Raw genomic sequence first — 25,755 nt, forward strand, 5'->3', positions numbered from 1 at the left:
ATGGCAGACGCTGCGCACATCGTGCCCGTCGAGCACCCCGCCTCGCTTCGGAAGCTCCTCAATCTCGCGTGGCCGATCATCATCTCGCGCTCGGCGCAGGTCGTGGTGAGCGTGTCCGACGCCGCCATGGTCTCGCACCTCGGGCAGGACAGCCTCGCCGCCACGACCACGGGCGGGCTCAACTTGATGGCCTTCTTCATCCTGCCGATGGGGGTGGTCTTCATCGTGTCGAGCTTCGCCTCGCAGCTCTACGGCCGCGGCGATCACGCCGGGGCGCGCCGGTACGGGTTTTATGGACTCGCCGTGGCCGCGATGGCGCAGATCCTCTATTTCGCGGGCGTCCTCGTCATGCCGCGCGCCGTCGCGGCAATTGGCTACACACCCGCCGTCGCGACGCTCATGCAGCAATGGCTCACCGTCCGTCTCTGCACGGGCGGCGCGGCGATCGGGCTCGAGGCGCTCGGCAACTATTACGGCGGGCTCGGCAACCCGCGCCTGCCCATGGCCACGCAGGTCCTGTGCATGGTGCTCAACGTCGCGCTGAACTGGGTGTTCATCTCGGGGCACCTCGGCGCGCCCGCGCTCGGCGTGGTCGGCTCGGCGCTGGGGAGCGCGCTCGCGACGTTGACCGCCTTCCTCGTGCTCCTCGGGTGTTTCCTCGCCGGCGTCGGCGAGCACCCGAGCGCCCGCCGGGTCAAGGCGCAGCTCCGGTTCGCCGAGCTCGTGCGCATGTTGCGATTTGGCATCCCCTCGGGGCTCAACTGGTTCGTCGAGTTCGGCGCGTTCTCCTTGTTCATCAATCTCGTGATCAACGGGCTCGGCACGACCACGCTCGCCGGGTTCATGGCCTCGATGGAGGTGAACCAGGTCGCGGCGATGCCCGCGTTCGGCCTGACGAGCGCGGGGGCGATCCTCGTGGGGCAAGCGATCGGCGCGAAGAACCTGGATCAAGTGCCGAAGACAGTGAAGCTCACGGCCCTCGTGGCGTGTGGCTGGATGGGCTTCGTGGGTCTCGTCTACCTCGTGTTCGCGCGGTACTGCATGCTCCCCTTCGCGCCGCCCGGGGCCGAGCGCGAGGCCTTCCTCGACATCACGGCGCAGCTCCTCACGCTCTCGATCACGTGGCAGATGTTCGACGCGACGGTGATGACACTCGCCGAGGCGCTGCGCGCCGCGGGAGATACGGCCTTCACCGCGTGGGTCCGCGGGATCGTGGCGTGGTGTGTCTTCGTGCCGGGCTCGTTCATCTCCGTACGAGTGCTCGGCGGCGGCATCGGGTGGGTCGTCTTTTGGCTGACGGGGTACATCGCGATCATGGCCTTCGTGCTGTTCTTGCGCTTCCGGAGCGGCGCGTGGCGCAAGCTCGATCTCGCAGGGACAGAGCTACCGGCCATCTGAAGAGCCGTGCACGAATGAAAGGCGCGGCGGGGGCGCGTCGCAAATTCGAAAGGCGCACGCGCTCCTCAGCCTTGGATCTCGTGTCCTCGGCCCGCGCACGATTTTCGCTTGTCCCATGCGGGTATGAGCGCAGAGACCCGACGCCCCTCGGAAGAACACCCCCTCGCTCTCTTCCACGCCGCGTTGCTCGCGCAAAAGGACGTCCTGATTGATCGCGCCATCGAACGGACGCGGGCGTTCCTCCCCTTTCTCGACGAGCTGCCCCGGGATGCCCTCGTGGACGCGATCGGAGCGGACGCGCTCGCGTATGCGCACGCGCTCGTGGCGCCTGATTTCACCGATCTGCGCGCCCGGGCGCGCGGCTGGTGCGAGAGTCAGATCACCCTGGACCGGGGCAGCGCGCTCGTGCTCCAGACCGTCGAGGCGGTTCGGAAAGACTATCTGGAGGTCACGCTCGAAGCCTTCGCCCGCGGCGTCCCCGGAGCCCGCGAAGGCGCGCTTCGGTTGATGGACGCGTTCGGCGCAGTCCACGCGGAGCTCGACGCGTGTTACCACGGCGCTTCGGAGCAGGAGGTCGCAGGCGATCGGCTCTTCCGGAAGTTCGTCGACGCTTCGCCCGATCCGGTGGCGCTCACGCTGCGCAGCGAGGGCGTGCTCTACGCGAACGCGGCCTTCAAGCAGACGTTCGGCGAGAACATCCCGGGCCGCATGCTCGCGTCGTTCGTCGAGGACGATCAGCGAGAAGCGTTCGCGAGGCTGCACGAGTCGGTGGATCGGACGGGGCGCGGGCGCGGCGAGATCCGCATGCGGCGCGCAGACGGCGGCTTGTACAACGCGGATGTGACGGCGTTCGACGCGCGCGCCACGGGCGATCGGATCACCGCGCGCTTCATGTTGCTGCGCGACAAGGGCCCGCTCGTCGCGGCGGAGGAGGCGCGCATGCAGCTCCAGATGCAGCTCCAGGAGGAGCTCATCGCCTCGCAGGCGGCGGCGATCCGCGCGCTCTCGACGCCGCTCTTGCCCATCGCGCCGGGCGTGATCGTGATGCCGCTCGTGGGCGCGCTGAGCGAGCAGCGCGCCGAGCAGATGCTCGAGACGTTGCTCGAAGGCATCTCGAAGCGGGGCGCGCGGGTGGCGATCGTCGACATCACGGGCGTGAACGACGTCGACTCGCACGTGGCGCACGGCATCCTGCGGGCCGCCCGCGCGGCGGCGCTGCTCGGCGCGCGGGTGTTCCTGACGGGCATCCGCGGGCCCGTCGCGCAGACGCTGCTCGCCCTCGACGCGAACTTCGGCAACCTCGGCCTCGTCACGTGCAGCACGCTCCAGGACGGAGTCGCGCGCGCGCTTCGCGGGGCCGAAGGCCAGGGGTATGCTCCGCGGCGATGGACCGGTTGATCCTCGCATCCACGTCTCGCTTCCGCCGCGCGCTGCTCGACCGCCTCGGCCTCCCCTACGAAGCCCGCGCGCCCCACTTCGAGGAGATCCCGCCCGAGGGCATGGCGCCGCGGGATGTGGCCCGCGCGTTCGCCGAGGGCAAAGCGAAGAGCCTCGAAGCCACGCCGGGCGCGTGGGTCATCGGCGCCGATCAGGTGCCCGAGTTCGACGGCCGCATCCTGCGAAAAGCCGAGAGCCAGGAGGATTGCCGCGCGCAGCTCGCCGAGCTCTCCGGCCGCACGCACATGCTGCACACGGCCGTGGTGCTCTGGTCGGCCTCCGAGGGCCGGATGCTCGGCGAGACGGTCACCGTCGAGCTCACGATGCGCCCGCTCTCGGCGGCCTTGATCGATCGTTACGTCACGCTCGACGACCCGGTGGGCAGCGCGGGCGGGTATCTCTTCGAAAAACGTGGCATTGGGCTCTTCGAATCCGTGCGCGGCGGGGACGAGTCGGCCATCGTGGGGCTCTCCTTGCTCTCGCTCTGCCGCCTCCTGCGCGAAGCCGGGATCGAGCCGCTCGATCTCGCGAGGTGACGAAATGGCCACGATGGATCACGCCGAGATCCTGCGGAGAGGCATCGAGGATTTTCGTCGGTTCGTCAATCCGCTCGTCGCCGCGCGGGTGCTCATGACGGGCGAGCCGCACCGAATTGCGGGAACACGAGACGGACGACTCGTCGACGAGGACGGGCAGCTCATCGAGGATTTGCACGGCACGCAATCCCTCGGGCACCGCGTCGAGGCCGTGGCGGACGCGGTGCGGGATTGGCTCGCGACCGACGCGCCGTCCTGGTATCCGTCGCGGGTCAATCCGTACGCGGGGCGGCTCGGGCGCGCGCTCTTCGAGCGGACGGGCTACGACAACGCTTTTTTCGGGATGTCGGGCAGCGACGCGGTGGAGGCGGCGATGAAGCTCGCGCGCGCCGCCACCGGGCGCCCGCGCGTGCTTTCGTTGCTCGGCGCCTACCACGGCACCACGATGGGGAGCTGCGCGCTCATGAACCCGGGGATGTTCCGGGATCCCTTCGCGCCCCACCTCCCCGACGTCGCGCCCGTCCCGCGCGAGGACGTGGACGCGCTCTCGCGCGCGCTCGCATCCGAGGACGTGGCCGCGATCATCGTGGAGCCGATCCAGCTCGAAGGAGGGGTGTTCCCTTTGTCGGAGCGATACATTGCGGCCCTGTGCGAGCTCACGGAGGCGCACGGGACCTTGCTCGTGGCGGACGAGGTGCAGACGGGCCTCGGCCGGCTCGGTCGATTCCTCGGGACGTCGACCTGGCCGCGCCGCCCGGACGTGATCGTGCTGGCGAAGGCGCTCGGCGGCGGCCTCTTGCCGTGCTCGGCCATGCTCACGCGCAAGGACACCTTTTTGCGCGCCTATGGCAAGGACATGGCCACGGCGGAGGCGCACAACGTGACGTTCGGCGGCAATGCGATGTCCTGCGTCGCGGCGCTCGCGATGCTCGATCTTCTTTCGCCCGAGGTCCTCGCCGTGGCCAAGGCGCGCGGCGACCATTTTCAGGCGGCGCTCGGGCGCGGGCTCGCGGGCTCGCCGCTCGTCGTGGAGGTGCGCGGCGCGGGGCTCATCGCGGGCGTGGAGCTCACGGCGACGGACCACCCATGGCTCTCGTTCGAGCATTTCGGCATGGCCGAGCTCCACGGGCATTCGCCGATCGGCCTGCTCGTTTGCCACCGCATGTACAAGCGGGGCTACTACTGCTTCGTGTGCGGGCACCGCTGGAACACGCTGCGGCTCCAGCCGCGGCTCGATATCTCGGAGGCCGAGATCGACGCATTCGTGACGGCGCTGCGCGAGGAGATCGATTCGCTCGCGGAGCTCGTGTAGGGGGCGCGCTCCGAAGTTTTCGGAAAAGGCTGCTGCGACGGAAAGGGCAGCGACGGCGGCGCCTTCCTTGCATTCTCCCGCGGTGGGGGAGACCATGCGTATGCCGCGCACGCCACACCTTCAGCGATCTCACGGATTCCGCATTTTAACGGGCGTGATCTTGGCGCTCGCCGCGTGCACGGGCAGCAGCTATGCAGATCGCCGCACGGACGTCGCGCCACCACGGCACACCGCTCCGTCCCCTGCCCCCGAGCTTCTGCGCTTCGACATCATGTCTGGATCCATTGCCAACCACTTCTATCGCCGCGGCACGGTCGCGGCGCACCTCCTCACGACCTCCGGCGCCGCCCCCCGCCTCCTCGTGGCGTTTCCCGCGGGCAATGCCGGCCTCGTCGTCGGCTTCGCGCCTCTCGCGCAGCCTGCGGCGTTCGACCTCGCGCCTTCCACCACGCTCGAAGGCGTCGAGCAGCCCGATGGAATGCGTGGCGTCACGGCGCATCTCGCCGCCCGCGCGCCCGCGTTGCGTGTCGACCACGCCCTCTTGGCCGGGATCCGATTCCTGCGCGACGACATGGCCGGAGGCCTCGGTCCTGGGGCGCCCTCGCTCGCGCACGTCGTGGATCCCGGACCGCCCCTCACCCTGCGGCGCACGATGCTGGACGGCCGACGCATCGAGCTCCGCATCGAGCCCATGGAAGGGTCCACCCTCACGCTCGATAACAACGATATTGTCTTGCACGCCGGACCCAGCGGCGAAATTCACTTCCTCATCACGGCCCTCCACGACGAGCCGCCGCTCGCGCCGTTTCCGGTCGAGGAGCTCCTCGATGCGCAGGCGGCAAACGATACGCAGGCGCGAAAGGCCCTCGCCTTCCTCACGTACCGCGAGAAGCTCCTCGCCGGCTCCTGGCGCTTCTTGACGTATTTCGGACGCGACACGCTGCTCGCGCTGCACATGCTCCTGCCCGCCCTCGAAGCCCCTGCCATCGAGGCGGGGCTCGGCTCGGTGCTCGATCGGCTCGCCCCGGACGGCGATGTCGCGCACGAGGAGGCCATCGGCGAATACGCGGTGTGGCTTCACGCAAGGGCGACCCCGCGGCCCGCGGATCTACGCGCGCCCGTCCTCGATTACAAGATGATCGACGACGACTTTCTCCTCGCCCCCATGGCCGCCGCGTACCTGCTCGACATGCCCGCGGGGAGCGCGCGCGCCCGAGGATTCCTCGCCCGCAAGACGCCTTCGGGGATGCTTTATCGCGACGCGCTCCGGAAAAACCTCGCGCTGGTGCTCACGCGCGCGGCCCCTTATGCGGCGCACCCGGGCCCGGGGACGCTGGTCGCGCTGAAGCCGGGCCTTCGCGTGGGCAATTGGCGCGATTCGGAGCAAGGCCTCGGCGGCGGGGACATTCCGTTCGACGTCAACGTGGCCCTCGTCCCCGCTGCGCTGCGCGCCGCCGCGCGCCTCTTCGCGAGCGACCTCCTCGGCCCGGACCCCGCCGCGGCCGGTGAGGCGCGGGCCTATGCCGACGCATGGAAAGGGGTTGAGCGCCATTTCAGGCTGGAGATCCCCGCGGCGACGGCGCGTGCGCGCGTCCGCGAATACGCGACCTCGGTGGGTCTCGACAGCACCGCCGCCGTCGCATCCATCGACGCCCCGATTCGCTTCCTCGCCCTCGCGCTCGACGCCGCGGGCCAACCGATCCCGGTGATGCATTCGGACACGGCGTTCGTCCTGCTCTTCGACGAACCCTCGCCCGAGCTTCTCACCCTCGTGGCCGGCGAGCTCCTGCGCCCCTTCCCGGCCGGGCTTCACACGGACGTCGGCATGCTGGTCTCGAATCCAGCGTATGCGGGTGATCCTGCCCTCGCCTCGATGTTCACGCGCGCCGATTACCACGGGACCGTGGTCTGGTCGTGGCAACAAGCCGCGATGGCCGCGGGTCTTTCCCGGCAGCTCGCACGCAAGGATCTCCCAGCCGCCACGCGCGAAGCCCTCGTCCTGGCCGAGCGCGTGTTGTGGGAGGGCATCGAGGCCACCCACGCGCGACGCGCCGAGGAGCTGTGGAGCTGGGAGCCTGCGGGCGGCAAGGCCGTGCTTCTCCCGTTTGGCCAGGCGCGCGGCCACGTGGACGAATCCAACGCGCTGCAGCTCTGGAGCACCGTCTATCTGGCGCTCCGGCCGCCGCCCAGGCATTGACATCCCGTCAGAAGCGGCACGGACGTCGCAGCTTCCTCCTCATTGTCGCGATCTCTCGCCGGGAGGGCGCCCTGCAGAACCTGGTCGACGGATTGACGTCATGTCGGCCAGCACAAGGTGCGTTGCAGAGCCGTGCGCCGCTCGATTCAGCGCGGATGGACGACGGTTTCAACACAAATTGCCGACAGCGAAGGGGAGTCGTGAATCATGAAAAAGCCGCTCGTGACCAGTCTCTTTGCAATCGCTGGTGGGCTCTTGTTCCTCCGTACGGCCATGGCGTTCGACGTCAACGCGGGCCCCATCTGGAACAACGCCGACGCGCAGAACAAATGCCCGGCCGTCTGTAGCGGCCTGCAATGGAACGGGCAGTGGACGACCACCGTGCCAAATCAAATGTCGGTCTGCGGCACGGTCCAGGGAGTCGACGTGCCGGTCGGGCCGATCTGGAACAACGACGACGCGCAGACGAAATGTCCGAGCCAGCTCAGCCGCGTGACCTGGAGCGGCCAGTGGACGACCACCGTGTGGGGCCAGATGTCGGTCTGCGGCTGCAACCCGCCGCCCCCGGCGAGCTAGCCGCTACCGCCGGAGCCCCGGCGCCTCGTGCCCGCTCGTGGCCACGTATTCGAGGTAGCCGCCGCCGTACTTGTGCACGCCCTCCGGGGTCAATTCGAGCACGCGGTTCGAGAGCTGCGCGAGGAAATGGCGATCGTGGGAGACGAACAGCATCGTCCCCTCGAAGTTCGAGAGCGCCTCCACCAGCATCTCTTTCGTCGCGATGTCGAGGTGGTTCGTCGGCTCGTCGAGGACCAGGAAATTCGGCGGATCATAGAGCATCCGCGCCAATACGAGCCGCGCCTTCTCCCCGCCGGAGAGCACACGGACGGGTTTGTCCACGTCGTCGCCCGAGAAGCCGAAGCAGCCCGCCAGCGTGCGCAGCGTGCCGAGCGAGGCATCGGGGAAGGAATGGATGAGCGTGCCGACCACCGTGAGCTCCGGATCGAGCACGTCCATCGCGTGCTGTGCGAAATACCCGAGCTTCACGCTCGCCCCGAGCGAGGCGCCCCCCGCGTCGGGCGAGAGGTCGCCGGCGATCATCTTGAGCAGCGTGGACTTGCCCGCGCCGTTGACGCCCATCACGCACCACCGCTCGCGCCGGCGGACCAGGAAATCGAGCCCGTCGTAGACCGTGCGGCTCCCGTAACGCTTCACCACGCCGTCGAGCTTCGCGACGTCCTCGCCCGAGCGGGGCGGCGCGCGGAAATCGAACATCTGCGGCCGCTTGCTCTTCTTCGGCGGCTCCAGCTTGTCGATCTTGTCGAGCTTCTTCACGCGGCTCTGGACCTGCGCCGCCTTCGCCGCGTGGGTCTTGAACCGCTCGATGAAGCGCATCTCCTTGGCGAGCATCGCTTGCTGGCGCTCGTATTGCGCCTCGGCCTGCTCGGCGGCGATCGCGCGCTGCCGCTCGTAGAAATCGTAATTGCCCGTGAACGTGGTGAGCTCGCCGCCGTCGATCTCCAGGATCTTCGTGCAGATCCGGTTCATGAACGCCCGGTCGTGGGCGGTGATGACGAGCGCGCCTTCGTAGGACTTCAAAAAGCCTTCGAGCCAGATGATCGACTCGATGTCGAGGTGGTTCGTCGGCTCGTCGAGCAGGAGCACGTCGGGGCGGAGCAGGAGGATCCGGGCCAGCGCCACGCGCATCTTCCAGCCGCCGGAGAGCGTGCCGACGTCGCGATCCATGAGCTCGTTCGAGAAGCCGAGGCCCGCGAGGATCTCCCGCGCCCGCGCGTCGAGCGCATACCCGTCGAGCTCGCTCCATTTCGCCTGGGCCTGCCCGTATCGTTCGAGCAGATCTTCCATCTCGTCGGCCCGGTCCGGATCGGCGAGCGCCGCTTCGAGCTCGGCGAGCTCAGCCGCGATCTCGGAGACGGGGCCGACGCCGTCCATCGTCTCGGCGACGATGCTCTTGCCTTTCATCTCGCCGACGTCTTGCCGGAAATACCCCACCGTGACGCCACGATCGATGGCGATCTGCCCCTCGTCCGGCGCCTCCTCGCGGGTGATCAAGCGAAAGAGCGTGGTCTTGCCCGAGCCGTTCGGGCCGACGAGGCCTATCTTCTCGCCGCGGTTGACGGCGGCAGAGGCCTCGACGAAGAGGATCTGCTTGCCGTGGCGCTTGCCAATGGAGTCGAGCCGGATCATGCGGGGCGCCTACTTAGCGGACCGCGGGCCCTAACGCATCCGAAAAAAACACGCCGTCGTCCGGAGGATGGAGGAACGGCGTGCGGCTCACGCGCGGCGCGGCACGCTCGGCTTCCAGGCACGGCGGCATTCTTCGCCTGCCGATGTGGATGTCCTCGCGTCGATGCAATCGGCGATCAGGGCATCGGGCAGCGCGGGTCCCCGTTCTGCGTCATCTGGATGACGTCGTCGCCGATGGGCAGCGGATCGCAGCCGTGGCCCTTCTCGCAGATGAAATCGAACTCGGGCATGGCCTTCGCGTGGCAATCGAGGCAATTGCCGTTGAACTGGTTCACGACGTCCGTGACGCCGCGCTTCACGATCTTCGTGCCCATCTCCGAGACTTCCAGGAAGAAAAACTCCCAGTCGCCCGACTCCGCGGCGAAGCCCGGCGCGCGCTTGACCATCGCCTCGGTCGGGATGAGCTGGATCACGGTCCCCACGGGGTAATCCGTCGTGCCGGGGGCATTGGCCGCGGCGAGCGTGGCGTCGAGGTTGCCGAGCTTGTTCGTGATGCGGAAGGAGCGGACCTTCTCCCAATCGAGGATACAATCGAAATCGGCGTCGGTCATGACGAGGTCCGCGCCGCCGGTGCCGCCGCTGCCACCGGTGCCGCCGCTGCCGCCGCTGCCGCCGCTGCCGCCGCTGCCGCCCGCGCCTGCATTGCCGCCCGCGCCTCCGCTGCCGCTGTTGTCGTCACCGCATGCAGAGGCGGCCGCGCACGCAAGGACCAATCCAAGGATCGAAGCAAAACCAAAGCGGGAATGAATCATGTAGAAGCTCCTCCATGGGTCCTACGCGAGCACCGCGTCGCCCGGGTTCGGCTTCTACAGGCTTTCCCGCCCCATCACAACGGCAATTCTTTGCGCGAGGCGCGACTCAGGGGGTCTTCGCCGTGCGGCGCTTGTCGCGGAGCCAGGCGAGGCCCGCGTCGAAGACGACGTCGTGCCCGCCCTCGAAGAGCACGAGCGTGGCGCTGCCAGAGGTGCGCGTGAGGTACGACGGGGCGCCGGCGCGCTCGTAAAGATCATTGGAGGAGGAAGTCGATACACGCCGCGTCGCCGTGGGGGCGAGGAGCTTGGCGAGCACGTCGTCCCCCACGCGATCGGCCGGATCGGCGAGGTCATTGAAGGCGGAGATCGAATGCCGCGGGGGCACGATGTCGTCGCGGATGCCCGTGGCCACGTAGACCGGCACGAAAGCCTGCTTCGCCTTTGCGAGGAGCGCGCTCGGGCTGCGACGGGAGCACTCGCGGAATGCGCGTGTGTCCGGGCGCGGCGCGCCGCCGCACACGCCCTCGATGAAGCGCGCATAATGCCGCTTGGGGGCGTGCTTCCGGTTGTACACGTACCAGTCGGGGATGTCGTAGACCGGCGCCCACGCGACGACGCCCGCCCAAAGGTCCGGGTGCCGCCCCGCCATCGCGAGCGCGGTCATTCCGCCGCCGGAAAAGCCCGCGAGATAGATCCGCGTCTCGTCGACGTGGCCGCGCTGCTTCGCGTAGGCAATGGCGTCGAGGATGTCCTGCGCGGCGAGGTCCGAGGCGGCGGCCTCGGGCCGGAGGTACGGCCCCCGAAAATCGGGGTGCACGAAGACCCAGTCGTTTTGCGCGGCGAACATGGCATACGGGATGCCGATGTTCTGCCGCCAGTCGGTGCTCCAGCTATGCAAGACCACGAGGAGGGGCCGCTTGCCAGCCGCGCCCGAATCGAAGAACATGGCCCGCTGCGCCGCGCCGTCGGCCGACGAGGGGAGCGTCACGGCCTCGATTCCGGGGACACGCTCCTTCCACGCCCCGAGGCCCGAGGCGCCCTCGCCGCCTGGAAATCGGGAGGCGAGCGTGAACACGGGCTCCACGCGCTTCACGCCCTCGGCGCGCGCGGGCCCCTCCGTGATCGAAAAAAGCGCCACGAGCGCCACCAGGGCAAGGAACCGAACACGATTCTGGATACGATTCATGCGGTCGTCTCTCGGAGCGCGGGTATAGCGGCTCCACCCAGCCGAGGCCATGCATCCCGCATGAATTGCGTATGCTGCGTCCGCCCGTCCGCGCATCGAGAACGACGCAATGAGGCACAGCGATTGCGTTCCCCACGGGCACGGGACGAACGTATCCAGACGCGCGAGGCCGCGCAGGAAGGGTGCAATGCCGAGCCCCATCGTTTCCATGCTGGTGCTCCTCGCGGGGATCCTCGTCTCCGGGTGTCGGGAAACACCCACCGCGCACGCGGAGCCCCACGTACCTCCGCAGATGTCCGCGCCTCGGCCGGCGCCCACGCCAGGCGAGCGCACGCGAGAACCGCTTTCGTTGATTCCGGAGTTTCCACGTGCGGCCGGCGGACCGTTCCCGTTCGGCGCGCAGGATTTGTCGGTATGGCAAGCGCGCATCCCGCGGATCGAGGAGGTCGAGATCGGCTCGTCCCTCGACGGGAGCAAGCAGCGCGCGCTGTTTTACGATCCGGGCCGGCCCGAGCCGCGTCCGCTGCTCGTGGCGCTCCATAGCTGGAGCGAGAATTACCTGCAGAGCATCGGCATCCCGTACGGGATCTTCGCCGAACGGAACGGCTGGGTGCTCATCCACCCCGATCACCGCGGGCCCTACCGGTCCCCCGCGTCGACGGCCTCCGAGCTCGCGCAGAGGGACGTGCTCGACGCGATCGACTACGCGAAGCGGCGCGCCCGCGTGGATCCGACGCGGATCTATCTCGTCGGGTATTCCGGCAGCGCGATGACGTCGCTCGTGCTCGCGGGCCGGCACCCGGAGATATGGGCCGGCGTCGTGTCCTGGGTGCCCATTTACGACCTCGTGGACTGGTACGGTTGGCTGCGCTCGAACCAGCCCGATCGCCATTATGCACACGAGGTCGCCGCAGCCTGCGGCGGCGCGCCCCGGCCGGGCACGCCCGCCGCGGACGAATGCCGCCGGCGGAGCCCACGCTCCCACCTCCAAGCCGCGCGCGGACGCGTGAACGTGTATCTCGGCGTGGGGATCTGGGACCAGCTCGTCCCCCCGGATCACGCCCTGCGCGCTTTTAATGACCTCGCGGCGCCCGCGGATCGGGTGCCCGTGGAGGACATCGGGCGAATCACCAAGACGCGCAGCATCCCGGAGACCCTCGGCGCCCCGGAGGCGCGCCCGCTCTACGAGGCCGCGAAGGCGAAGGTGGTCTTCGAACGCACGAGCGAACGCGCGACGGTGGTGGTTTTTCAGGGCGGGCACGACGTGATCTACAACGCGGGGCTCTCATGGCTTTCCAGCCAGCAGAGAACCGTGCTTCCATGAGCGGCGACAAACCCATGACCACCCTGCTCGTCAACATCGACGTCGACGACCTCGACCGCGCGATACGCTTTTACACGGGCGCCTTCGATCTCCGCATCGGCCGCCGCTTCGGCGACGCCGGCGTGGAGCTCGTGGGCGCGAATGCAGCGATCTATCTGCTCGTGAAGCAGGCGGACCGCCCTCCCTTTCCCGGATCGGCCTCGCCGCGGTCGTATGCCCGCCACTGGACGCCAATCCACCTCGATTTCGTGGTGGAGGACCTCGACGGCGCGCTCGCGCGGGCCGAGGCCGCCGGGGCGGTTCGGGAAGGAGACGTCGGCGCGCACGCCTGGGGCCGGATCGTCCTGCTCGCCGATCCGTTCGGGCACGGGCTCTGCCTGCTCCAGTTTTCCGAACAGGGCTACGACGCGATCGCCACGAAGTCGTGAGGGAGCGGCGTCACTCGACCTCGGCGAGCCGCGCCCCCGCGAGCCTGCGCCAGAGCGAGGGGCGCGCCTCCTCGGGCGCGCGCGGAGGACACGCCCCCGGGCGCAGCCGCGGCGAGCGCTGGGGTTCGTCGAGGAAACGGAAGAGCTCGGAGAGGATCTCCGGCACGGCCTCGCGGTGCGGATAATGGCCGACGTTCGGGAAACGCCGCACGATGGCGCCGTCGACGTAATGGTGCACGGTCTCCGCGTGCTTGACGGGAATCACCGGATCCCGATCGCCCCAGTACACCGCGAGCGGCGGCAGCTCGCGCAGCCGGTGGGCGTGGTCGAGCAGGTGCTCGCGTTGCCCCCGCAAATCGACGGCATTGCGCAGCGTCCGGAAGAGGGCGCGCGCCGTGCCCGGGCGGCCATTCATCTCCACGAGGTGCCTGCGCTCCGCTTCATCGAAATTGCCGCCGAGCACGCGCACGCCTGCGTTCGTGCCGAGGCCCATGAGCACCGGCGCCGCGAGGTCGAGCAGGCCCGTCGAAGAGGCGAGGCGCAGCGGCGCGGCGACCTCGAGGCCGAGCCCCCCGGCGGCGACGAGCGCCAGGCGATGCACGCGCCCCGGCTGTTCGAGCAGCACATGCATTGCGATGCCGCCGCCGAGGGAATGGCCAATCAGGTCGAAATCCGACAGCCCCAGCGAACGAATCCATTCGACGACGAGGCTCGCGTACCAGGAGACGTCATACGACGCGTCGTACCGGCTCGACTGCCCGTGCCCCGGCAGATCGAGGGCATAAAGCCGCCGATCCCGCGCGAGTGCCGGGGCGATCTTGTTCCAGGTCCGAGAGGTATCTGCGAGGCCGTGCACCAGGACGGCGGGCCTTTGACGCTCGTGGGCGGGCCCTCCGTGCGGAGCCCACTCCTCCCAGAACACGTTGCCCCCCCGGAACGAACGGCGATGGCTGCGGCAAGTGGCGGACGTCATGGGCGAAGTTGTAGAATAAAGCCACGCACGCCCCTCTGTCCACGATTTCGTCACTTTTTCGCCGCGAAAACGTCGCGATGCAAAACATGGTTTGCACCGAGGCGTCATGGAGCGAAGCGTGATACGCGGCCCGTGATCCAGCCTGCGGATCACTATGACGGTCTCATCCGTCTTCGTTTGGGCCAAACCGCTCCGCGAAAACACGCGCGAGCTTTCGTGATTTGCGGGCGGAGACGATCTCGCTGACCCGCGACACGAGCCGCGTGTCGTGCCGGTGGAGCGAGAGCGCCTGGATCACGTGAATCGCGCGGCTCTCCGGGGCCTCGGCGAGGAGCTCCAGCAAATACGTCAAGGCCTCGTCGGTGCGGAGCAGGGCCACGCCGAGGAGCACGGTCTTCTCCATCTCCGCGTTCGCGTGCACGAGGGCCTCCTTCAGCACCAGAAGCGCTTCCGGCAAGCGCGACTCGCCGAGCGCGAGCGCCGCGATCTCGACCCCGGCTTCGAGCGCAGCCGCGACGACGGGCAAATACTGGCGTGGTTCGAGCGCGAGCATTCCTCGATAACACGCGCCGAGCACGTCGGGCTCGGGGTCCCCCACGAGGACGCGTGTATGAAGCACGGCCGCGCAGACGACCTCGCACGTGTCCCGGAGCGCTTCGGCCGCGGCGACGCGGGCCTCGGGCGTTGCATCGAACAGGAGCGGGGTCACTTCGAGCGCGGCGCGCGGAAAATTCGTGCGGACGAGCGCATGCGCCGAGAGGCCGCGGACGAGCCCCGCCGTATCGACGGGCGGGCCCACGGTGACCTCGATCTGCACGTACCGGAGGCCCTTTCGATACGTGTCCCACACGTCCGCTTCGAGTGTGATCAGCGCCTCCAGGACCTTTTCTTTCGCGTGGCAGCCGCGATCCGACATCGCAGGCATGCCGAGGAGCCGATCGAAGGCCGCGGCGAGATCGGGCGCGAGCGCGCGAAGCTCGAGATCGGCGGCGACCTTCGCCGCCTCGCCCACGAGGAAGGGATTCGGATCGGCGAGGAGTCGTCCGAGATCGGGCGCGGCGGCGGCCGGCGGCTCGGCGTGGGCGAGCGCGCGAATACGAGCGAGTTTGTCGTCGAAGGTGTTTTTCCGGGCCGCCATCAAGGCTCCGCCGCCTGCGAAGGCGCAGCGAGCGCTTTGTCCAGGGAGCGGCGCGCGATCCGCGAGGTGACGACGAGCGCGCCGAGCGTCACGACGAACCCGAGCACGAGCGTGATCCAGCCGAGCGACCCGGGCGCCTTGGCCTCGCCCGAGAGCAACGCGGCCGCGCTCTCCACGCTCGCGCCGACGTAGACGTGAAACAGCGTGGCCGGCAAGAGGCCGAGGAACGAGCCCGCCGCGAATTCACGCAGCGAGAGCGGCGTCGCCGAGAGCATGTACGTCCCGATGTTCTGCGGGAGGGCGAAGGTGACGCGCAGGAGGAAGGTGATCTTGAAGCCGTCGGCGCGGACGGCGCGCTCGACGGCGCGCCAGAAATGGGCCTCGCCCGCGCGCTGCGAAAGGAGCTTGCCGATCGAGGCGCGGCCGAAGAGGAAGCAGAGGCAAACGCCGAGGGTGACGCCCGGCCACGCGATCAACATCCCCTTGCTGAAGCCGTACGCGTACCCCGCGAGGCCCGACATGACCCATAGGGGCGTGGTGATCGCGAGGGCGAGGACCTCGACGCCGAGGAAGAGGAGGGCGCCGGCCGCGCCCGCCTCGCGCATGTACCCGACGAGCGAGACGAGCGCGTTACGCACGGCCGGCAAGCGCAGGAGCACGAGCGGGAGGGCGAGCAGCCCGAGGAGCAGGAGGACTCGTGCGAGGCGGCGCCGCATCGGGCGCGCACCCTACCACACGCAGGCGGCAGGAGGGCTACGCAGAGGCCGGAGCCACCGTGACCGCGCCCGAGCTCCGCGGGGTCTTCGCGCGCCGGAACCCCTCGAGGAACGCGTCGACGCCCTCGGGGCCGCGGAAGATCCGCCATTGCAAGGCAGGGTTGTCGAAGTTCGAGGCAAACGCGTCCGCGATGCGCTGGTCCCGCGACGCCGCCGAGAAGATCGCCATCGTGTGCGGCGGCGGCGGCGAGAGGAAGGCGTTCGTCCACTCCATCGAAGGGCCGACGAGGGACCAGAGCCGCTCGTCCACGCCCTCGCAGAAGCGACGATCGAACGGACGTCCCGCGATGAGGGTCTGGACGATCGACTCGCCGAGCGCCCACGCCCCGCGCGAGGCCGCGTTCGCGCCCTGCCAGAGTACGGGATCGTGCGTCGCGAAGGCATCCCCGACCGCGACGGCATAACGGCCCTCGCCAAGCTCGACATACGCGCGCCGCGCCGTCGGGACGATCGCGGCCTGCATGCAATCGCGCGGGCTCGTCAAGTGAAACGTCTGCCGATCGACGCGGGCATAGGCGCTCGGCGCGTTCGCTTCCAGCAAATCGAGCACGAGGCGCTCGACCACGTGCGGATCGTCGTCGCAGGGAACACGCGTGAGGGCGTCGAGCGCGCCACCGGGGATGGCCTCGAACAGGAGGCAACTGACGGGCCCCTCCGCCGTGAGGAGCTGGCTCTCGAAGATCTCGCCGTGCCCCGGGACGATCTGAAAGAGCAGGCCGAGCTCCTGCGGAAAATCGATGCCCCGAAAGAGGCCCGCGAAGAGCCGGCGCTGGGGTTCGAGCCAGGGAGAACGATGGTAGTCGCGCGGGAAGGCGGTGCCGAGCTCGCCGCGGCCGCTCGCCACGACGACGAGGTCGTGCGCGTCGCCGAGGCGCGCGAGGTTCGACGTATGGAGGACGCCCGAGCGGATCACGCGGCCGCCGCGCGCCTCGAAATCTTCGAGCAGCCGAGGGAGGTAGAGGCGCATGTCGATGAAAAGCGCAGGAGGATCCACCCGGCCCCGCAAGGAGAGCTCGGGCAATCCTTTGACGCGCACGTCGACGTGAAAACATCCGAACGGAAGGTCATCCCAATGGTTGGTGCCGAGCTCGCGATCCCGCGCGCGCGTCGACCCGAGCAGCGCCGCGGTGCTCGGCAGGCGCGAGGATCGGATCTCGTCGCTCGATCGGTCGGTATAAAGGGTGCAGGGGATGCCGCGGCTCCGGAGGTACAATCCGAGCTGCAACCCCGCGATGCCGGCTCCCACGATGCCAATGCTGCTCATCGAAGCCCCTTCCTACGCTGGATGGCTGCGTCGCGAGCGAACCGTGACGCGCCCCCAAACATGGCTGTCAGGAACGCACAATATACCCGTCCACGACGGCGGTCCATCGTCCAAAACGTCGGGCGATTGCTGACGTCTGCCCAAGGACACGCCACAGGAGGTGTACGTACACGGACATGGTGCGCACGAATTCCACGCGGATCCGCTCGATCGCATGTGTCCTCGCATGCCTGCTCGTCGGATGCGCACCGGCACGAGCCACGACACCTCCGCCAGAAGGCCCGTCGCTCGGCACCGCCACCGATTGGCTCACCTCCCTCGATCAGGAAAACGCAAAAACCACGCCCTCACAGATCGAGCGGTGGCTCGCGGAAGCCAGAGCTGTATGTCCGGATCCTCCAGGAACAGGCAGTACGAAAACGCTGTCACGCGGAGCACAGCGCCTAGGTGAGACGCCGCGGCGAGGTTGCCGGGGGCTGCCGCTCGCAAAGGAGCTCCAGCTCATGGAGCGGCTGCTCCGCGCGACGCCGAAGGAGCACGAGGACTGGATCCGCATCGTGGATCGGATGGCCCTGACGGCATTCTTGATGGAGTACGAAGCATTCCGGGCCTGTGGCGAGCTCGAGCGTTCGCCGCCCCGAGATCAGAAGCAGCTCGCGTATGGCGAGAGCACGCTGCGCACGGTCGAGGACGCGCTCGCGCACGCCCGGCGCACGACGAAGTTCGCCTGCGATATTCTGGCGCGACACCCGAGCCACCGAGCGAACGCACCCTGCGACTGGGCGCTGCCGCCGCTGCCGCCCACGACCCCCGCATCGGTATGCGCGGAGACGAACGCGTCGTTCCCGGGCGAACCGCCGGCGTCAGGTTGCGCAGCGGTCGCGCCCTGAAGCGCACGGTCTGTCGCGGCATGGATTGCCCATCCCCGCCCCCTTTGTCATGATGCGCCGCCCCCGAGCCGGGGGCCGCTGCCCATGACCATCGCCGTCGTCGCCGAAAAGCCGTCCGTGGCCCGGGACATCGCCCACGTGCTCGGCGCGAACAAGGCGAGCGAAGGTGCGCTCGAAGGCGCCGGTTACGTGGTGACCTGGGCGATCGGTCACCTCGTGGCGCTGGCGCAGCCGCACCAGATGGACCCGGCCTGGAAGCGCTGGGACCTGCGCACGCTGCCGATGCTGCCGCCGACCTGGCCGCTGACGGTGCTGGAGGAGACGCGCAAGCAGTTCGACGTGGTGAAGAAGATCCTGCTCCGCGCGGACGTGGAGTGGGTGGTCTGCGCGACGGACGCCGGGCGAGAAGGCGAGCTGATCTTCCGCTACATCTACGACGCCGCGGGCAGCCAGAAGCCGGTGCGGAGGCTCTGGATCTCCTCGCTGACGGCGGACGCGATCCGCACGGGCTTCCGGAAGCTCCGGGACGCGCGGGACTACGACGCGCTGGCAGACGCGGCGCGCGGGCGGAGCCGAGCCGACTGGCTCGTCGGGATGAACCTGTCACGGGCCTACTCGCTGTCGCTCGGGCACGATCTGTCGGTCGGGCGGGTGCAGACGCCGACGCTCTCGATGGTGGTCGAGCGAGAACAAGCGATCCGCGCGTTCGTGCCGGAAGACTACCTGGAGGTGCGGGCGACGTTCGCGCCGGAAGGAGCGCCGGACGGGCCGGACGGGCGGTACGAGGGGATCCTGCTGGATGTCCCGGAAAAACCAGGTGGCCCGGAAAAACCGAGGCGGCTTCCGCCGGACGGGGAAGAGGCGGGGCGGATCACGCGGCGGGTGAGCGCGGGGCGAGCGCTGATCACGAAGGTGTCGGCGGAGACGCGTCGGATCCCGCCGCCATTGCTGTACGATCTGACGGAGCTGCAGCGGCACGCAAACCGGCTGTTCGGGTGGAGCGCGCAACGAACGCTCGACCTGGCGCAAACGCTTTACGAGCGGCACAAGCTGATCAGTTATCCACGCACGGACAGCCGGCATCTGTCGACGGACGTGGCGCAGACGCTGCCGTCGGTGGTGAAAGCGATCGAGGGGAACTACCAGGGGCTTCTGGCGCCGGGGACGGGGCAAAGGCCACTCGGGCGGCGGTTCGTGGACGACACGAAGGTGACGGACCACCACGCGATCGTGCCGACGACGACGGCGGCGCGCGGATCGCTGTCGTCGGAGGAGCAAAAGCTTTACGACCTGGTCTGCCGGAGGCTGCTCGCGGCGTGGCACGATGATCTGATCGAGCGAACGACGACGGTGATCACAGAAGTGACGTCGCCGGAAGCGGTGGATCGATTCCGATCGGCGGGGACCGTGGTCGAGCAAGTGGGCTGGAAGGTGCTGGACCTCGGGGGGGCCGGTACAAAAGAGGGGCCGAAAAAACGAAAGAAGGGCGAGGCGGAAGGGGCCGAGGAGGAGGCCGAGGCGCAAAAGCTGCCGCGGGGGCTTTCGGAAGGAAAAACGGCGCGGGTGCTGGGGGCCAAAGCAGAGAAAAAGACGACGAAGCCGCCGAACCGGTTCACGGAGGCGACGCTCTTGACGGCGATGGAGACGGCCGGAAAGACGGTGGAGGAGAAAGAGCTGTCGGACGCGATGAAGGACACGGGGCTCGGGACGCCGGCGACACGAGCGGCGATCATCGAGACGCTGATCAAGCGGGAATACGTGGTCCGGATGGGGAAGAGTCTGGCGGCGACGGACAAGGGGATTCTGCTGGTGGGGTCGGTTCATCCGCATGTGAAGAGCGCCGCGATGACCGGGGAATGGGAGGCGCGTTTGGCGAGGTTGTCGCGTGGGGAGGGTGATTTGAAGGCGTTCATGCGGGGGATTGAAGCGTATGTGAAGTATGTGGTGGGCGCGGTGCAGGATGGGGATGATCGGCCGGCGGGTGCCGTGGCTTTGGAGGGCCGGGGCGGTTCCCCCGAACTCGGGCCCGCAAAGCAGGCCCTCAAACAACAGGACCCACCACCCCGGCCCTCCAAAGCCACGGCACCCGCCGGCCTCGAACCACGGGCGGCTCGCGCGAAGAGCACACGCAAGGAGAAGGAGGGGGTGGGGAAGAAGGGGAAGGTGGATCCGGGGGTGGTGCCGAGCAAGGTGGGGGCGGCGTTTGCGTCGGCGGGGGTGGGGAAGGGTATGGGACAAGCGCGGGGTTTGAATGGGCAGGCGGAGTTGCCGCTGGCGGAGCGGCGGGAGGCTCGCGCGGGCGCGACGCTGGGGGAGATTTTAAGGGAGCGATTTGGGTTTCCTGGGTTTCGGCCTTATCAGGAGGCGGTTTGTCGGGCCGTGACCGAGGGGCAGGATGTGCTTTTGGTGATGCCCACGGGGGCCGGGAAGTCGCTTTGTTATCAGTTGCCAGGGATTGCACGACGGGGGACGACGCTGGTGGTGAGTCCCCTCATTGCTTTGATGGAAGATCAGGTGGGGAAGCTCCGGGCGCAAGGGTTTGCCGCGGAGCGGATTCATTCGGGGCGGGATCGGCTGAGCTCGCGGGCGGCTTGTGCCGAGTATTTGGCGGGACGATTGGACTTTTTGTTCGTGGCGCCGGAGCGGTTGCGGGTGCCGGGGTTTCCCGAGATGCTGGCCCGGCGGAAGCCGACGCTGGTCGCGGTGGATGAGGCGCATTGTATTTCGCACTGGGGGCATGATTTTCGGCCGGAGTATCGGATGCTGGGGCAACGGTTGCCTTCGCTCCGGCCGGCGCCGGTGGTGGCGCTGACAGCGACGGCGACGCCGATGGTGCAGGACGATATCGCGCGGGAGCTCGGGCTCTCGGATGCAGCGCGGTTCATTCACGGGTTTCGGCGGACCAACATCGGGATCGAGGTGGTCGAGCTTTCGCCTTCGGCGAGGGCGGACGCGGTGAAGAAGCTTCTGGCGCCGAAGGAGCGGCGGCCGGCGATCGTCTATGCGCCGACACGGAAACACGCGGAAGAGACGGCGCGGGAGCTCTCGGAGCTGGGGGCGGCGGCGTATCACGCAGGAATGGAGACGGGGACGCGGGACCGGATCCAGTCGGCATTTCTGGGCGGGGAGCTCGAGGTGGTGGTCGCGACGATCGCGTTCGGAATGGGGGTGGACAAATCGAACGTACGGACCGTCGTCCATCTGGCGCTGCCCGGGAGCGTGGAGGCGTATTACCAGGAGATCGGGCGCGCTGGGCGGGATGGGTTGCCGTCGCGGGCGATCCTGATGCATTCGTTCACGGATCGACGGACGCACGAGTTTTTCTTCGAGCGCGATTACCCGGAGCCGGCGCTGCTCTCGGCGCTGTTCGCGGCGCTCGGGACGCGGCCGCAGACAAAGGAGGCCTTGGCCCCGCGGGTGGAGTCCGATCCGGAGAAGTTCGAGAAGGTGCTCGAAAAGCTCTGGATCAGCGGGGGCGCGATCGTCGACGCGGACGGGGGGATCCGGCGGGGGAGCGAAGATTTCCTCGGCGAGTACGTGGCGCAGCGGAAGCACAAGCAGGAGGACCTGGCCAAGATCGCCCGGTACGCCGAAGGGCACGGGTGCCGGATGCTGCACCTGGTCCGGCATTTCGGCGACCAGGAGGACGACGGGAGCCCCTGCGGCGTGTGCGACGTGTGCGCGCCCGACGGGTGCGTCGGGAGGAAGTTCCGCGAGCCGAGTCGAGCCGAAACGGCGGCGATCCAGAAGATCCTCGACGCGCTCGCCGACGAGGACGGGCAGCCGATGGGGCGGCTGCATCGCGAGACGTTTGGCGAGTCGCTCGATCGGCGGTCGTTCGAGCACCTGGTGAACGGGCTCGTGCGCGCAGGGATCTGCGAGGTGCGGTCGGACTCGTTCCAGAAGGGCGGGGAGTGGATCGAGTTCCAGCGGGTGTCGCTGACCGAGGAAGGACAAACACACGGCGGCGAGGCGCCGACGCGGTTCGTCACGCTCGACGAGGCGCCGAAGAAGAAGGCGCGCGGGACCGGAAAGTCGAAGGGGAAGCGCGGCGCGAGCTCGAAGGCGTTCTGGGCCTGGAAGGCGCGGCAGAAGAAGGGTGGGTAAGAGATGTGGCCGCAAAAGGGCGCGGTCTGTTAGAGTGGCGACGACCTCATGACAGGAGGGCACGCGGGCGCGCGCAAGGTCGGTCGGTACGCCCTCTACGGCGAGATCGCGTCGGGAGGCATGGCCACGGTCCATTTCGGGCGCCTGCTCGGGCCGTCAGGGTTCGCGCGGACCGTCGCGATCAAGCGGCTGCACCCGCAGTTCGCGAAGAACCCCGAGTTCTGCGCGATGTTCCTCGACGAGGCGCGCCTGGCCGCGCGGATCAAGCACCCGAACGTGGTGCCGATCCTCGACATGATCGCCGAGGGCGGCGAGCTCTTGCTCGTGATGGACTACGTGCACGGCGAGAGCCTCGCGCGCGTGCTCCGGAACATGGAGCGCGACGGGTCGCAGCGGCCGGCGCTGAAGATCATATCGGGCGTGATGACGAGCGTGCTGCACGGGCTTCACGCCGCGCACGAGGCCATCGACGAGCGCGGTGAGCCGCTCGGGATCGTGCACCGCGACGTGTCGCCGCAGAACGTGATCATCGGCGCCGACGGCACGGCGCGCGTGCTCGATTTCGGCGTGGCCAAGGCGATGGGCCGCGCCCAGGTGACACGCGAGGGCGAGCTCAAAGGGAAATACGCGTACATGGCGCCGGAGCAGATCAAGCACGGCAGCCGCGTGGACCGGCGCGTCGACGTGTTCGCCGCGGCCATCGTGCTCTGGGAGATGCTCGCCGTGCGCAGGCTGTTCAACGGCGACAGCGAGCTCGCGATCATCGCGCAGGTGACGATGAACGAGATCCCGCCGCTGAAGCAGATCGGCGTCGAGGTGCCGCCCCCGCTCGAAGCCGTGGTGATGCGAGGGCTGTCGCGCGATCCGGCCGAGCGTTTCCAGACCGCGCGAGAGATGGCGATGGCGCTCGAAGCCGCGGTGCCGCCGGCCCCCGCGTGGGAGGTCGGGGAGTGGCTCGCGCAGGTGGCGCCCGAGGGGATCACGCGGCGCGCGCGCGAGGTGCAAGTGATCGAGAACGCGTCGCTGTCGGACACGGACGTGCCGCCGCTCGCGTCGCACGACGGGAGCGTGGACGCGGCGAGCATGCCGTCGGCGATGCGCTCCTCGCAGGTCTCGGGGATCGCCGTGCCCCATGCGCCGCAAGCCGTGGCGTTGCCTCGATCCGTCGTGATCCTCGCGGCCGCCGTGCTGGTCGTCGCGCTCGGAGGCGCCGCCGTGCTCTGGCTCGATCGAGGGCGCGAGGAGCGCGCGACGGGGATCCAGCCGGTCGCGCCCACGAGCGCGGCGACGACGGCGAGCGCGTCTGCAAAACCGCCCGAGCCCACGGTCACGCCCGCGCCCCCGGAGACGACGACGGCGAGCACGAGCGCGCCCGTCGCGACGACGACGGCGACGCCACGATCGACGGCGAAGAGCGCGCCGACGGGCGCGACGACCACGACGACGACGAGCGGAAAGTCGGCGCCCCAAGCGGCGGGCTGCAGCCCGCCGTACACCATCGACGCCAAGGGGATCCGCCGCATCAAGCCGGAGTGTTTGTGAAGACCCGAGCCCTTGTTTTCTTCGCCGCAGCGACGATCCCGCTCGCGGCCCCCGCCTCTGCCACGACGAAAAAAGAGTGCGTCGCGTCGTACGAGCAAACGCAGTCGCTGCGCAAGGAAGGCAAGCTCGCGCAGGCGCGCGAGGCGGCGCTCGTCTGCTCGGACAACGCCTGCCCGCGCGTGGTGCGCGGCGACTGCGCCGAGTGGCTCACCGAGATCGAGAAGAGCCTGCCGACCGTGGTGATCGTCGCGCGTGACGAGAAGGGCGATGAGACGGCGGACGTGCGCGTGTTCGAGGGGGACAAACTCGTGCGCGATCGGCTCGACGGGAAGGCCATGCCGATGGATCCCGGCGAGCACGTGCTGCGCTTCGAGCGGGACGGCGCGGAGCCCGTGACCCGAAAGGTGATCGTGCACGAGGGGGACAAACTCGTGCGGATCGAGGCGTCGTTCAAGAAGGAGCCGAAGGCGCCGGAGCCTTCGCCCGACGACGCGAAGGGGAGCGGCGTGCCGATCGCGCCGATCGTGATCGGCGGCGTGGGGCTCCTCGGGCTCGGCGCGGCCGGCGTGATCGGGCTCCTCGGGCTCTCGGCAAAATCGGACCTCGAAGCGTCGTGCGCGCCGAACTGCCCGGCCGCGGACGTGGACCCGATCCGCACGAAATTGCTCGCCGCCGATATCACGGCCGCCGCGTCGCTCGCGATCCTGGGGGCGGCGGCGGTCGTGTACTTCACCTCGAAGCCGCGCGACGAACAAAAAAGCGCGATGCCCCGCCTGGAGTTTGCGCCGACGATCGGCGGCGGATTCGTGGGCCTTCGAGGGACCTTCTGATGAAGACGCATCTTTTCGCAGCGCTCGTCCCCCTCTCCTTCACGCTGGGCTGCTCGGCCCTCGTCGATCTCGACGCGCTCTCGGCGGGGAGCGGGGGCGGGAGCGGGCCCGGGCCGGTCGAGCTGCCGGACGGGACGCTCGAATTCGTGGACGACGCGTTCGACGGTGAATTCGCGCTCGGGTCGTTCACGGACACGGAGTGGGCGGCGGCGCGATTGCGCCTGAAGACGAACTCGATCGACGGAGCGTTCCGCTCGCGGGTCTTCGACGCGGGCGAGCCCGTCGACTGGACCACGTTCACCTGGACCCCGGCCGGGCCGTACCTGAAGGCATTGCCGGATTCCCGCGGCAAGGAGGTGGGATACGCAGAGGGGTCGATGGACATGTCCGCGAACGTCCTCCTGCTCCACCTCGACGGCGCTGGCGCGCTGACCTCGGGGGCGGCGACGATGGATACCTCCGGCCAGAAGAGCAACGCCGTCGTGACCGCGCCCGTGGGCACGACGCTCTCGTTCGAGGAGGGTCCGATCGGGCAGGGCCTCGCGGACAAACTCAATACGTACCTCGCGCTCGACACGATCTCGGGGGATTACGATTTCAACCAGGGGGATTTCACCTGGGCGCTCTGGGCCAAGACGGAGTCGAATTGCTCGGGGAACAAGGTCTTCCTCGGCGTCGACGCCGGGTTCAGCGGCCCGCACCTCTGGCTCGGCTGCGCGCCGGCCGACTTCGGACCTTGCGGCGAGGGCTCGCCCGAGGGCCGCGCCGCAGGCACCTTCATGTCCAACTTCGATGATCCGACCGATGGTGTCCCGTTCTGCGGCGCGAGCCAGATCAACGACGGCCAATGGCATCACCTCGCGGCCGTCAAGAAGGGGCACGCGCAGGCCCAGGTCGTGCTCTACGTCGACGGGCTCGCCGAGGCGACGCTCGGCACCACGTTCAACACCCCCATCTTCCTGACCGGCGACGACTTCAGCGTCGGCGCGCTGTCCGAAGGCGATTTCCAAGCCGAGGGGGCCTACGACGAGGTCGCCATCTGGAAACGCGCGCTCGAGCCGGACGAGGTAATGTCGATCTACCGGCGCGGCGGGGCGCGGCTCGCGCTCCGCGTGCGAACGTGCAACGACCCGGCCTGCGCGGACGGCGATCCGCCGTTCGTGGGCGCGGACGGAAGCGACGGTTGGTTCGTCGATCCGACGGGCACGCTGGGCCCGCCCACGGACATGCAGCTCGTCGTGCCGAGGGCCCGTTACTTCCAGTACGAGGCGAGCTTCGAGGGCTACCGCGAAGGCGACGGCCCGGGGCTCTTCGCCGTGAAGGTCCACGCGAAGCGCTGATTTTCCCTTTCGCCCGCCGGGGTGTCTAGAAGCGCGAACGAGGTGTGAAACGCGCCGGAG

At 68.8% G+C, this 25,755-nt stretch carries 20 protein-coding genes; 13 read left to right on the top strand and 7 right to left on the bottom strand.

Going from position 1 to position 25,755, the window contains the following annotated elements:
• The 6 genes from POL67_RS42425 to POL67_RS42450 all read left to right on the top strand — a co-directional run bounded on the left by POL67_RS42425 (position 1) and on the right by POL67_RS42450 (position 7,456).
• Positions 1 to 1,398, top strand: a complete 1,398-nt coding sequence (locus tag POL67_RS42425; protein WP_271926836.1) for an MATE family efflux transporter — start codon at positions 1 to 3, stop codon at positions 1,396 to 1,398.
• A 123-nt stretch (positions 1,399 to 1,521) separates the two neighbouring features.
• Positions 1,522 to 2,796, top strand: a complete 1,275-nt coding sequence (locus POL67_RS42430; RefSeq protein ID WP_271926838.1) for an STAS domain-containing protein — start codon at positions 1,522 to 1,524, stop codon at positions 2,794 to 2,796.
• The gene (locus POL67_RS42435; protein WP_271926840.1) at positions 2,784 to 3,371 is read left to right on the top strand and encodes a Maf family protein; all 588 of its coding nucleotides are present in this window, start codon (positions 2,784 to 2,786) and stop codon (positions 3,369 to 3,371) included. The genes POL67_RS42430 and POL67_RS42435 overlap by 13 nt, the downstream gene beginning before the upstream one ends.
• A gap of 4 nt (positions 3,372 to 3,375) precedes the next feature.
• Entirely contained in the window at positions 3,376 to 4,683 is a 1,308-nt protein-coding gene (locus POL67_RS42440; RefSeq protein WP_271926841.1) for an aspartate aminotransferase family protein, read from the top strand.
• 154 nt (positions 4,684 to 4,837) lie between these two features.
• Positions 4,838 to 6,880 carry a hypothetical protein gene (locus tag POL67_RS42445; RefSeq protein ID WP_271926842.1) on the top strand — a complete coding sequence of 681 codons (2,043 nt, stop codon included), beginning with the start codon at positions 4,838 to 4,840 and terminating at the stop codon, positions 6,878 to 6,880.
• A gap of 207 nt (positions 6,881 to 7,087) precedes the next feature.
• Positions 7,088 to 7,456 (top strand): mannan-binding lectin, encoded by a 369-nt coding sequence (locus tag POL67_RS42450; RefSeq protein WP_271926843.1) that lies wholly within the window; start codon positions 7,088 to 7,090, stop codon positions 7,454 to 7,456.
• Positions 7,457 to 7,459: 3 nt separating this feature from the next.
• Here the strand turns inward: POL67_RS42450 and POL67_RS42455 are convergent, their stop codons facing one another.
• The 3 genes from POL67_RS42455 to POL67_RS42465 all read right to left on the bottom strand — a co-directional run bounded on the left by POL67_RS42455 (position 7,460) and on the right by POL67_RS42465 (position 11,083).
• Positions 7,460 to 9,085, bottom strand: coding sequence for an ABC-F family ATP-binding cassette domain-containing protein (locus POL67_RS42455; protein ID WP_271926844.1), 1,626 nt, complete (start codon positions 9,083 to 9,085; stop codon positions 7,460 to 7,462).
• Positions 9,086 to 9,261: 176 nt separating this feature from the next.
• Positions 9,262 to 9,897: a hypothetical protein gene (locus POL67_RS42460; protein ID WP_271926845.1), complete on the bottom strand. Its 636-nt coding sequence runs from the start codon at positions 9,895 to 9,897 to the stop codon at positions 9,262 to 9,264.
• A gap of 106 nt (positions 9,898 to 10,003) precedes the next feature.
• Complete coding sequence (locus tag POL67_RS42465) at positions 10,004 to 11,083, bottom strand: alpha/beta hydrolase family protein (RefSeq protein WP_271926846.1); 1,080 nt, start codon at positions 11,081 to 11,083, stop codon at positions 10,004 to 10,006.
• A gap of 187 nt (positions 11,084 to 11,270) precedes the next feature.
• On the opposite strand from POL67_RS42465, the gene POL67_RS42470 reads away from it, so the two are divergent.
• Together POL67_RS42470 and POL67_RS42475 are read left to right on the top strand one after the other, a co-directional pair.
• Positions 11,271 to 12,407 carry an alpha/beta hydrolase family protein gene (locus POL67_RS42470; protein WP_271926847.1) on the top strand — a complete coding sequence of 379 codons (1,137 nt, stop codon included), beginning with the start codon at positions 11,271 to 11,273 and terminating at the stop codon, positions 12,405 to 12,407.
• A complete protein-coding gene (locus tag POL67_RS42475) occupies positions 12,404 to 12,835 on the top strand; it encodes a VOC family protein (protein ID WP_271926848.1) in 432 nt (143 codons plus the stop codon). Before POL67_RS42470 ends, POL67_RS42475 begins: the two co-directional genes overlap by 4 nt.
• Before the next feature lie 10 nt (positions 12,836 to 12,845).
• On the opposite strand, the gene POL67_RS42480 is transcribed toward POL67_RS42475, so the two are convergent.
• The 4 genes from POL67_RS42480 to POL67_RS42495 form a co-directional block, all read right to left on the bottom strand.
• Positions 12,846 to 13,808: an alpha/beta fold hydrolase gene (locus tag POL67_RS42480; protein ID WP_271926849.1), complete on the bottom strand. Its 963-nt coding sequence runs from the start codon at positions 13,806 to 13,808 to the stop codon at positions 12,846 to 12,848.
• A gap of 163 nt (positions 13,809 to 13,971) precedes the next feature.
• On the bottom strand, positions 13,972 to 14,946 hold the full coding sequence (locus POL67_RS42485) for a hypothetical protein (RefSeq protein ID WP_271926851.1): 975 nt from the start codon (positions 14,944 to 14,946) through the stop codon (positions 13,972 to 13,974).
• Complete coding sequence (locus POL67_RS42490) at positions 14,946 to 15,662, bottom strand: TVP38/TMEM64 family protein (protein WP_271926852.1); 717 nt, start codon at positions 15,660 to 15,662, stop codon at positions 14,946 to 14,948. The genes POL67_RS42485 and POL67_RS42490 overlap by 1 nt, the downstream gene beginning before the upstream one ends.
• 37 nt (positions 15,663 to 15,699) lie before the next feature.
• Complete coding sequence (locus tag POL67_RS42495) at positions 15,700 to 16,986, bottom strand: styrene monooxygenase/indole monooxygenase family protein (protein WP_271926854.1); 1,287 nt, start codon at positions 16,984 to 16,986, stop codon at positions 15,700 to 15,702.
• A 503-nt stretch (positions 16,987 to 17,489) separates the two neighbouring features.
• Here POL67_RS42495 and POL67_RS42500 point away from each other — a divergent pair.
• From POL67_RS42500 to POL67_RS42520, 5 genes are all read left to right on the top strand, one after another.
• Positions 17,490 to 17,876 carry a hypothetical protein gene (locus tag POL67_RS42500; RefSeq protein ID WP_271926856.1) on the top strand — a complete coding sequence of 129 codons (387 nt, stop codon included), beginning with the start codon at positions 17,490 to 17,492 and terminating at the stop codon, positions 17,874 to 17,876.
• An 84-nt stretch (positions 17,877 to 17,960) separates the two neighbouring features.
• On the top strand, positions 17,961 to 21,983 hold the full coding sequence (locus POL67_RS42505; protein ID WP_271926857.1) for a DNA topoisomerase 3: 4,023 nt from the start codon (positions 17,961 to 17,963) through the stop codon (positions 21,981 to 21,983).
• A gap of 48 nt (positions 21,984 to 22,031) precedes the next feature.
• Positions 22,032 to 23,525 carry a serine/threonine protein kinase gene (locus POL67_RS42510; protein WP_271926859.1) on the top strand — a complete coding sequence of 498 codons (1,494 nt, stop codon included), beginning with the start codon at positions 22,032 to 22,034 and terminating at the stop codon, positions 23,523 to 23,525.
• Positions 23,522 to 24,355, top strand: a complete 834-nt coding sequence (locus tag POL67_RS42515; protein ID WP_271926860.1) for a hypothetical protein — start codon at positions 23,522 to 23,524, stop codon at positions 24,353 to 24,355. The genes POL67_RS42510 and POL67_RS42515 overlap by 4 nt, the downstream gene beginning before the upstream one ends.
• A complete protein-coding gene (locus POL67_RS42520; RefSeq protein ID WP_271926861.1) occupies positions 24,355 to 25,695 on the top strand; it encodes a LamG domain-containing protein in 1,341 nt (446 codons plus the stop codon). The genes POL67_RS42515 and POL67_RS42520 overlap by 1 nt, the downstream gene beginning before the upstream one ends.
• The last annotated feature ends 60 nt before the right edge of the window (positions 25,696 to 25,755 follow it).

It is taken from the genome of Polyangium mundeleinium, from assembly GCF_028369105.1.
In the GTDB taxonomy this organism is placed as follows: Bacteria; Myxococcota_A; Polyangia; order Polyangiales; family Polyangiaceae; genus Polyangium; species Polyangium mundeleinium.

Excerpts from the sequence above, each read along its gene's own strand:
- POL67_RS42505 (WP_271926857.1), top strand. The coding sequence starts at position 17,961 with ATGACCATCGCCGTCGTCGCCGAAAAGCCGTCCGTGGCCCGGGACATC.
- POL67_RS42425 (WP_271926836.1), top strand. The coding sequence starts at position 1 with ATGGCAGACGCTGCGCACATCGTGCCCGTCGAGCACCCCGCCTCGCTT.
- POL67_RS42480 (WP_271926849.1), bottom strand. The coding sequence starts at position 13,808 with ATGACGTCCGCCACTTGCCGCAGCCATCGCCGTTCGTTCCGGGGGGGC.
- POL67_RS42475 (WP_271926848.1), top strand. The coding sequence starts at position 12,404 with ATGAGCGGCGACAAACCCATGACCACCCTGCTCGTCAACATCGACGTC.
- POL67_RS42510 (WP_271926859.1), top strand. The coding sequence starts at position 22,032 with ATGACAGGAGGGCACGCGGGCGCGCGCAAGGTCGGTCGGTACGCCCTC.
- POL67_RS42460 (WP_271926845.1), bottom strand. The coding sequence starts at position 9,897 with ATGATTCATTCCCGCTTTGGTTTTGCTTCGATCCTTGGATTGGTCCTT.
- POL67_RS42440 (WP_271926841.1), top strand. The coding sequence starts at position 3,376 with ATGGCCACGATGGATCACGCCGAGATCCTGCGGAGAGGCATCGAGGAT.
- POL67_RS42455 (WP_271926844.1), bottom strand. The coding sequence starts at position 9,085 with ATGATCCGGCTCGACTCCATTGGCAAGCGCCACGGCAAGCAGATCCTC.
- POL67_RS42520 (WP_271926861.1), top strand. The coding sequence starts at position 24,355 with ATGAAGACGCATCTTTTCGCAGCGCTCGTCCCCCTCTCCTTCACGCTG.
- POL67_RS42500 (WP_271926856.1), top strand. The coding sequence starts at position 17,490 with ATGGAGCGGCTGCTCCGCGCGACGCCGAAGGAGCACGAGGACTGGATC.
- POL67_RS42435 (WP_271926840.1), top strand. The coding sequence starts at position 2,784 with ATGGACCGGTTGATCCTCGCATCCACGTCTCGCTTCCGCCGCGCGCTG.
- POL67_RS42470 (WP_271926847.1), top strand. The coding sequence starts at position 11,271 with ATGCCGAGCCCCATCGTTTCCATGCTGGTGCTCCTCGCGGGGATCCTC.
- POL67_RS42485 (WP_271926851.1), bottom strand. The coding sequence starts at position 14,946 with ATGGCGGCCCGGAAAAACACCTTCGACGACAAACTCGCTCGTATTCGC.
- POL67_RS42430 (WP_271926838.1), top strand. The coding sequence starts at position 1,522 with ATGAGCGCAGAGACCCGACGCCCCTCGGAAGAACACCCCCTCGCTCTC.
- POL67_RS42465 (WP_271926846.1), bottom strand. The coding sequence starts at position 11,083 with ATGAATCGTATCCAGAATCGTGTTCGGTTCCTTGCCCTGGTGGCGCTC.
- POL67_RS42450 (WP_271926843.1), top strand. The coding sequence starts at position 7,088 with ATGAAAAAGCCGCTCGTGACCAGTCTCTTTGCAATCGCTGGTGGGCTC.
- POL67_RS42490 (WP_271926852.1), bottom strand. The coding sequence starts at position 15,662 with ATGCGGCGCCGCCTCGCACGAGTCCTCCTGCTCCTCGGGCTGCTCGCC.
- POL67_RS42495 (WP_271926854.1), bottom strand. The coding sequence starts at position 16,986 with ATGAGCAGCATTGGCATCGTGGGAGCCGGCATCGCGGGGTTGCAGCTC.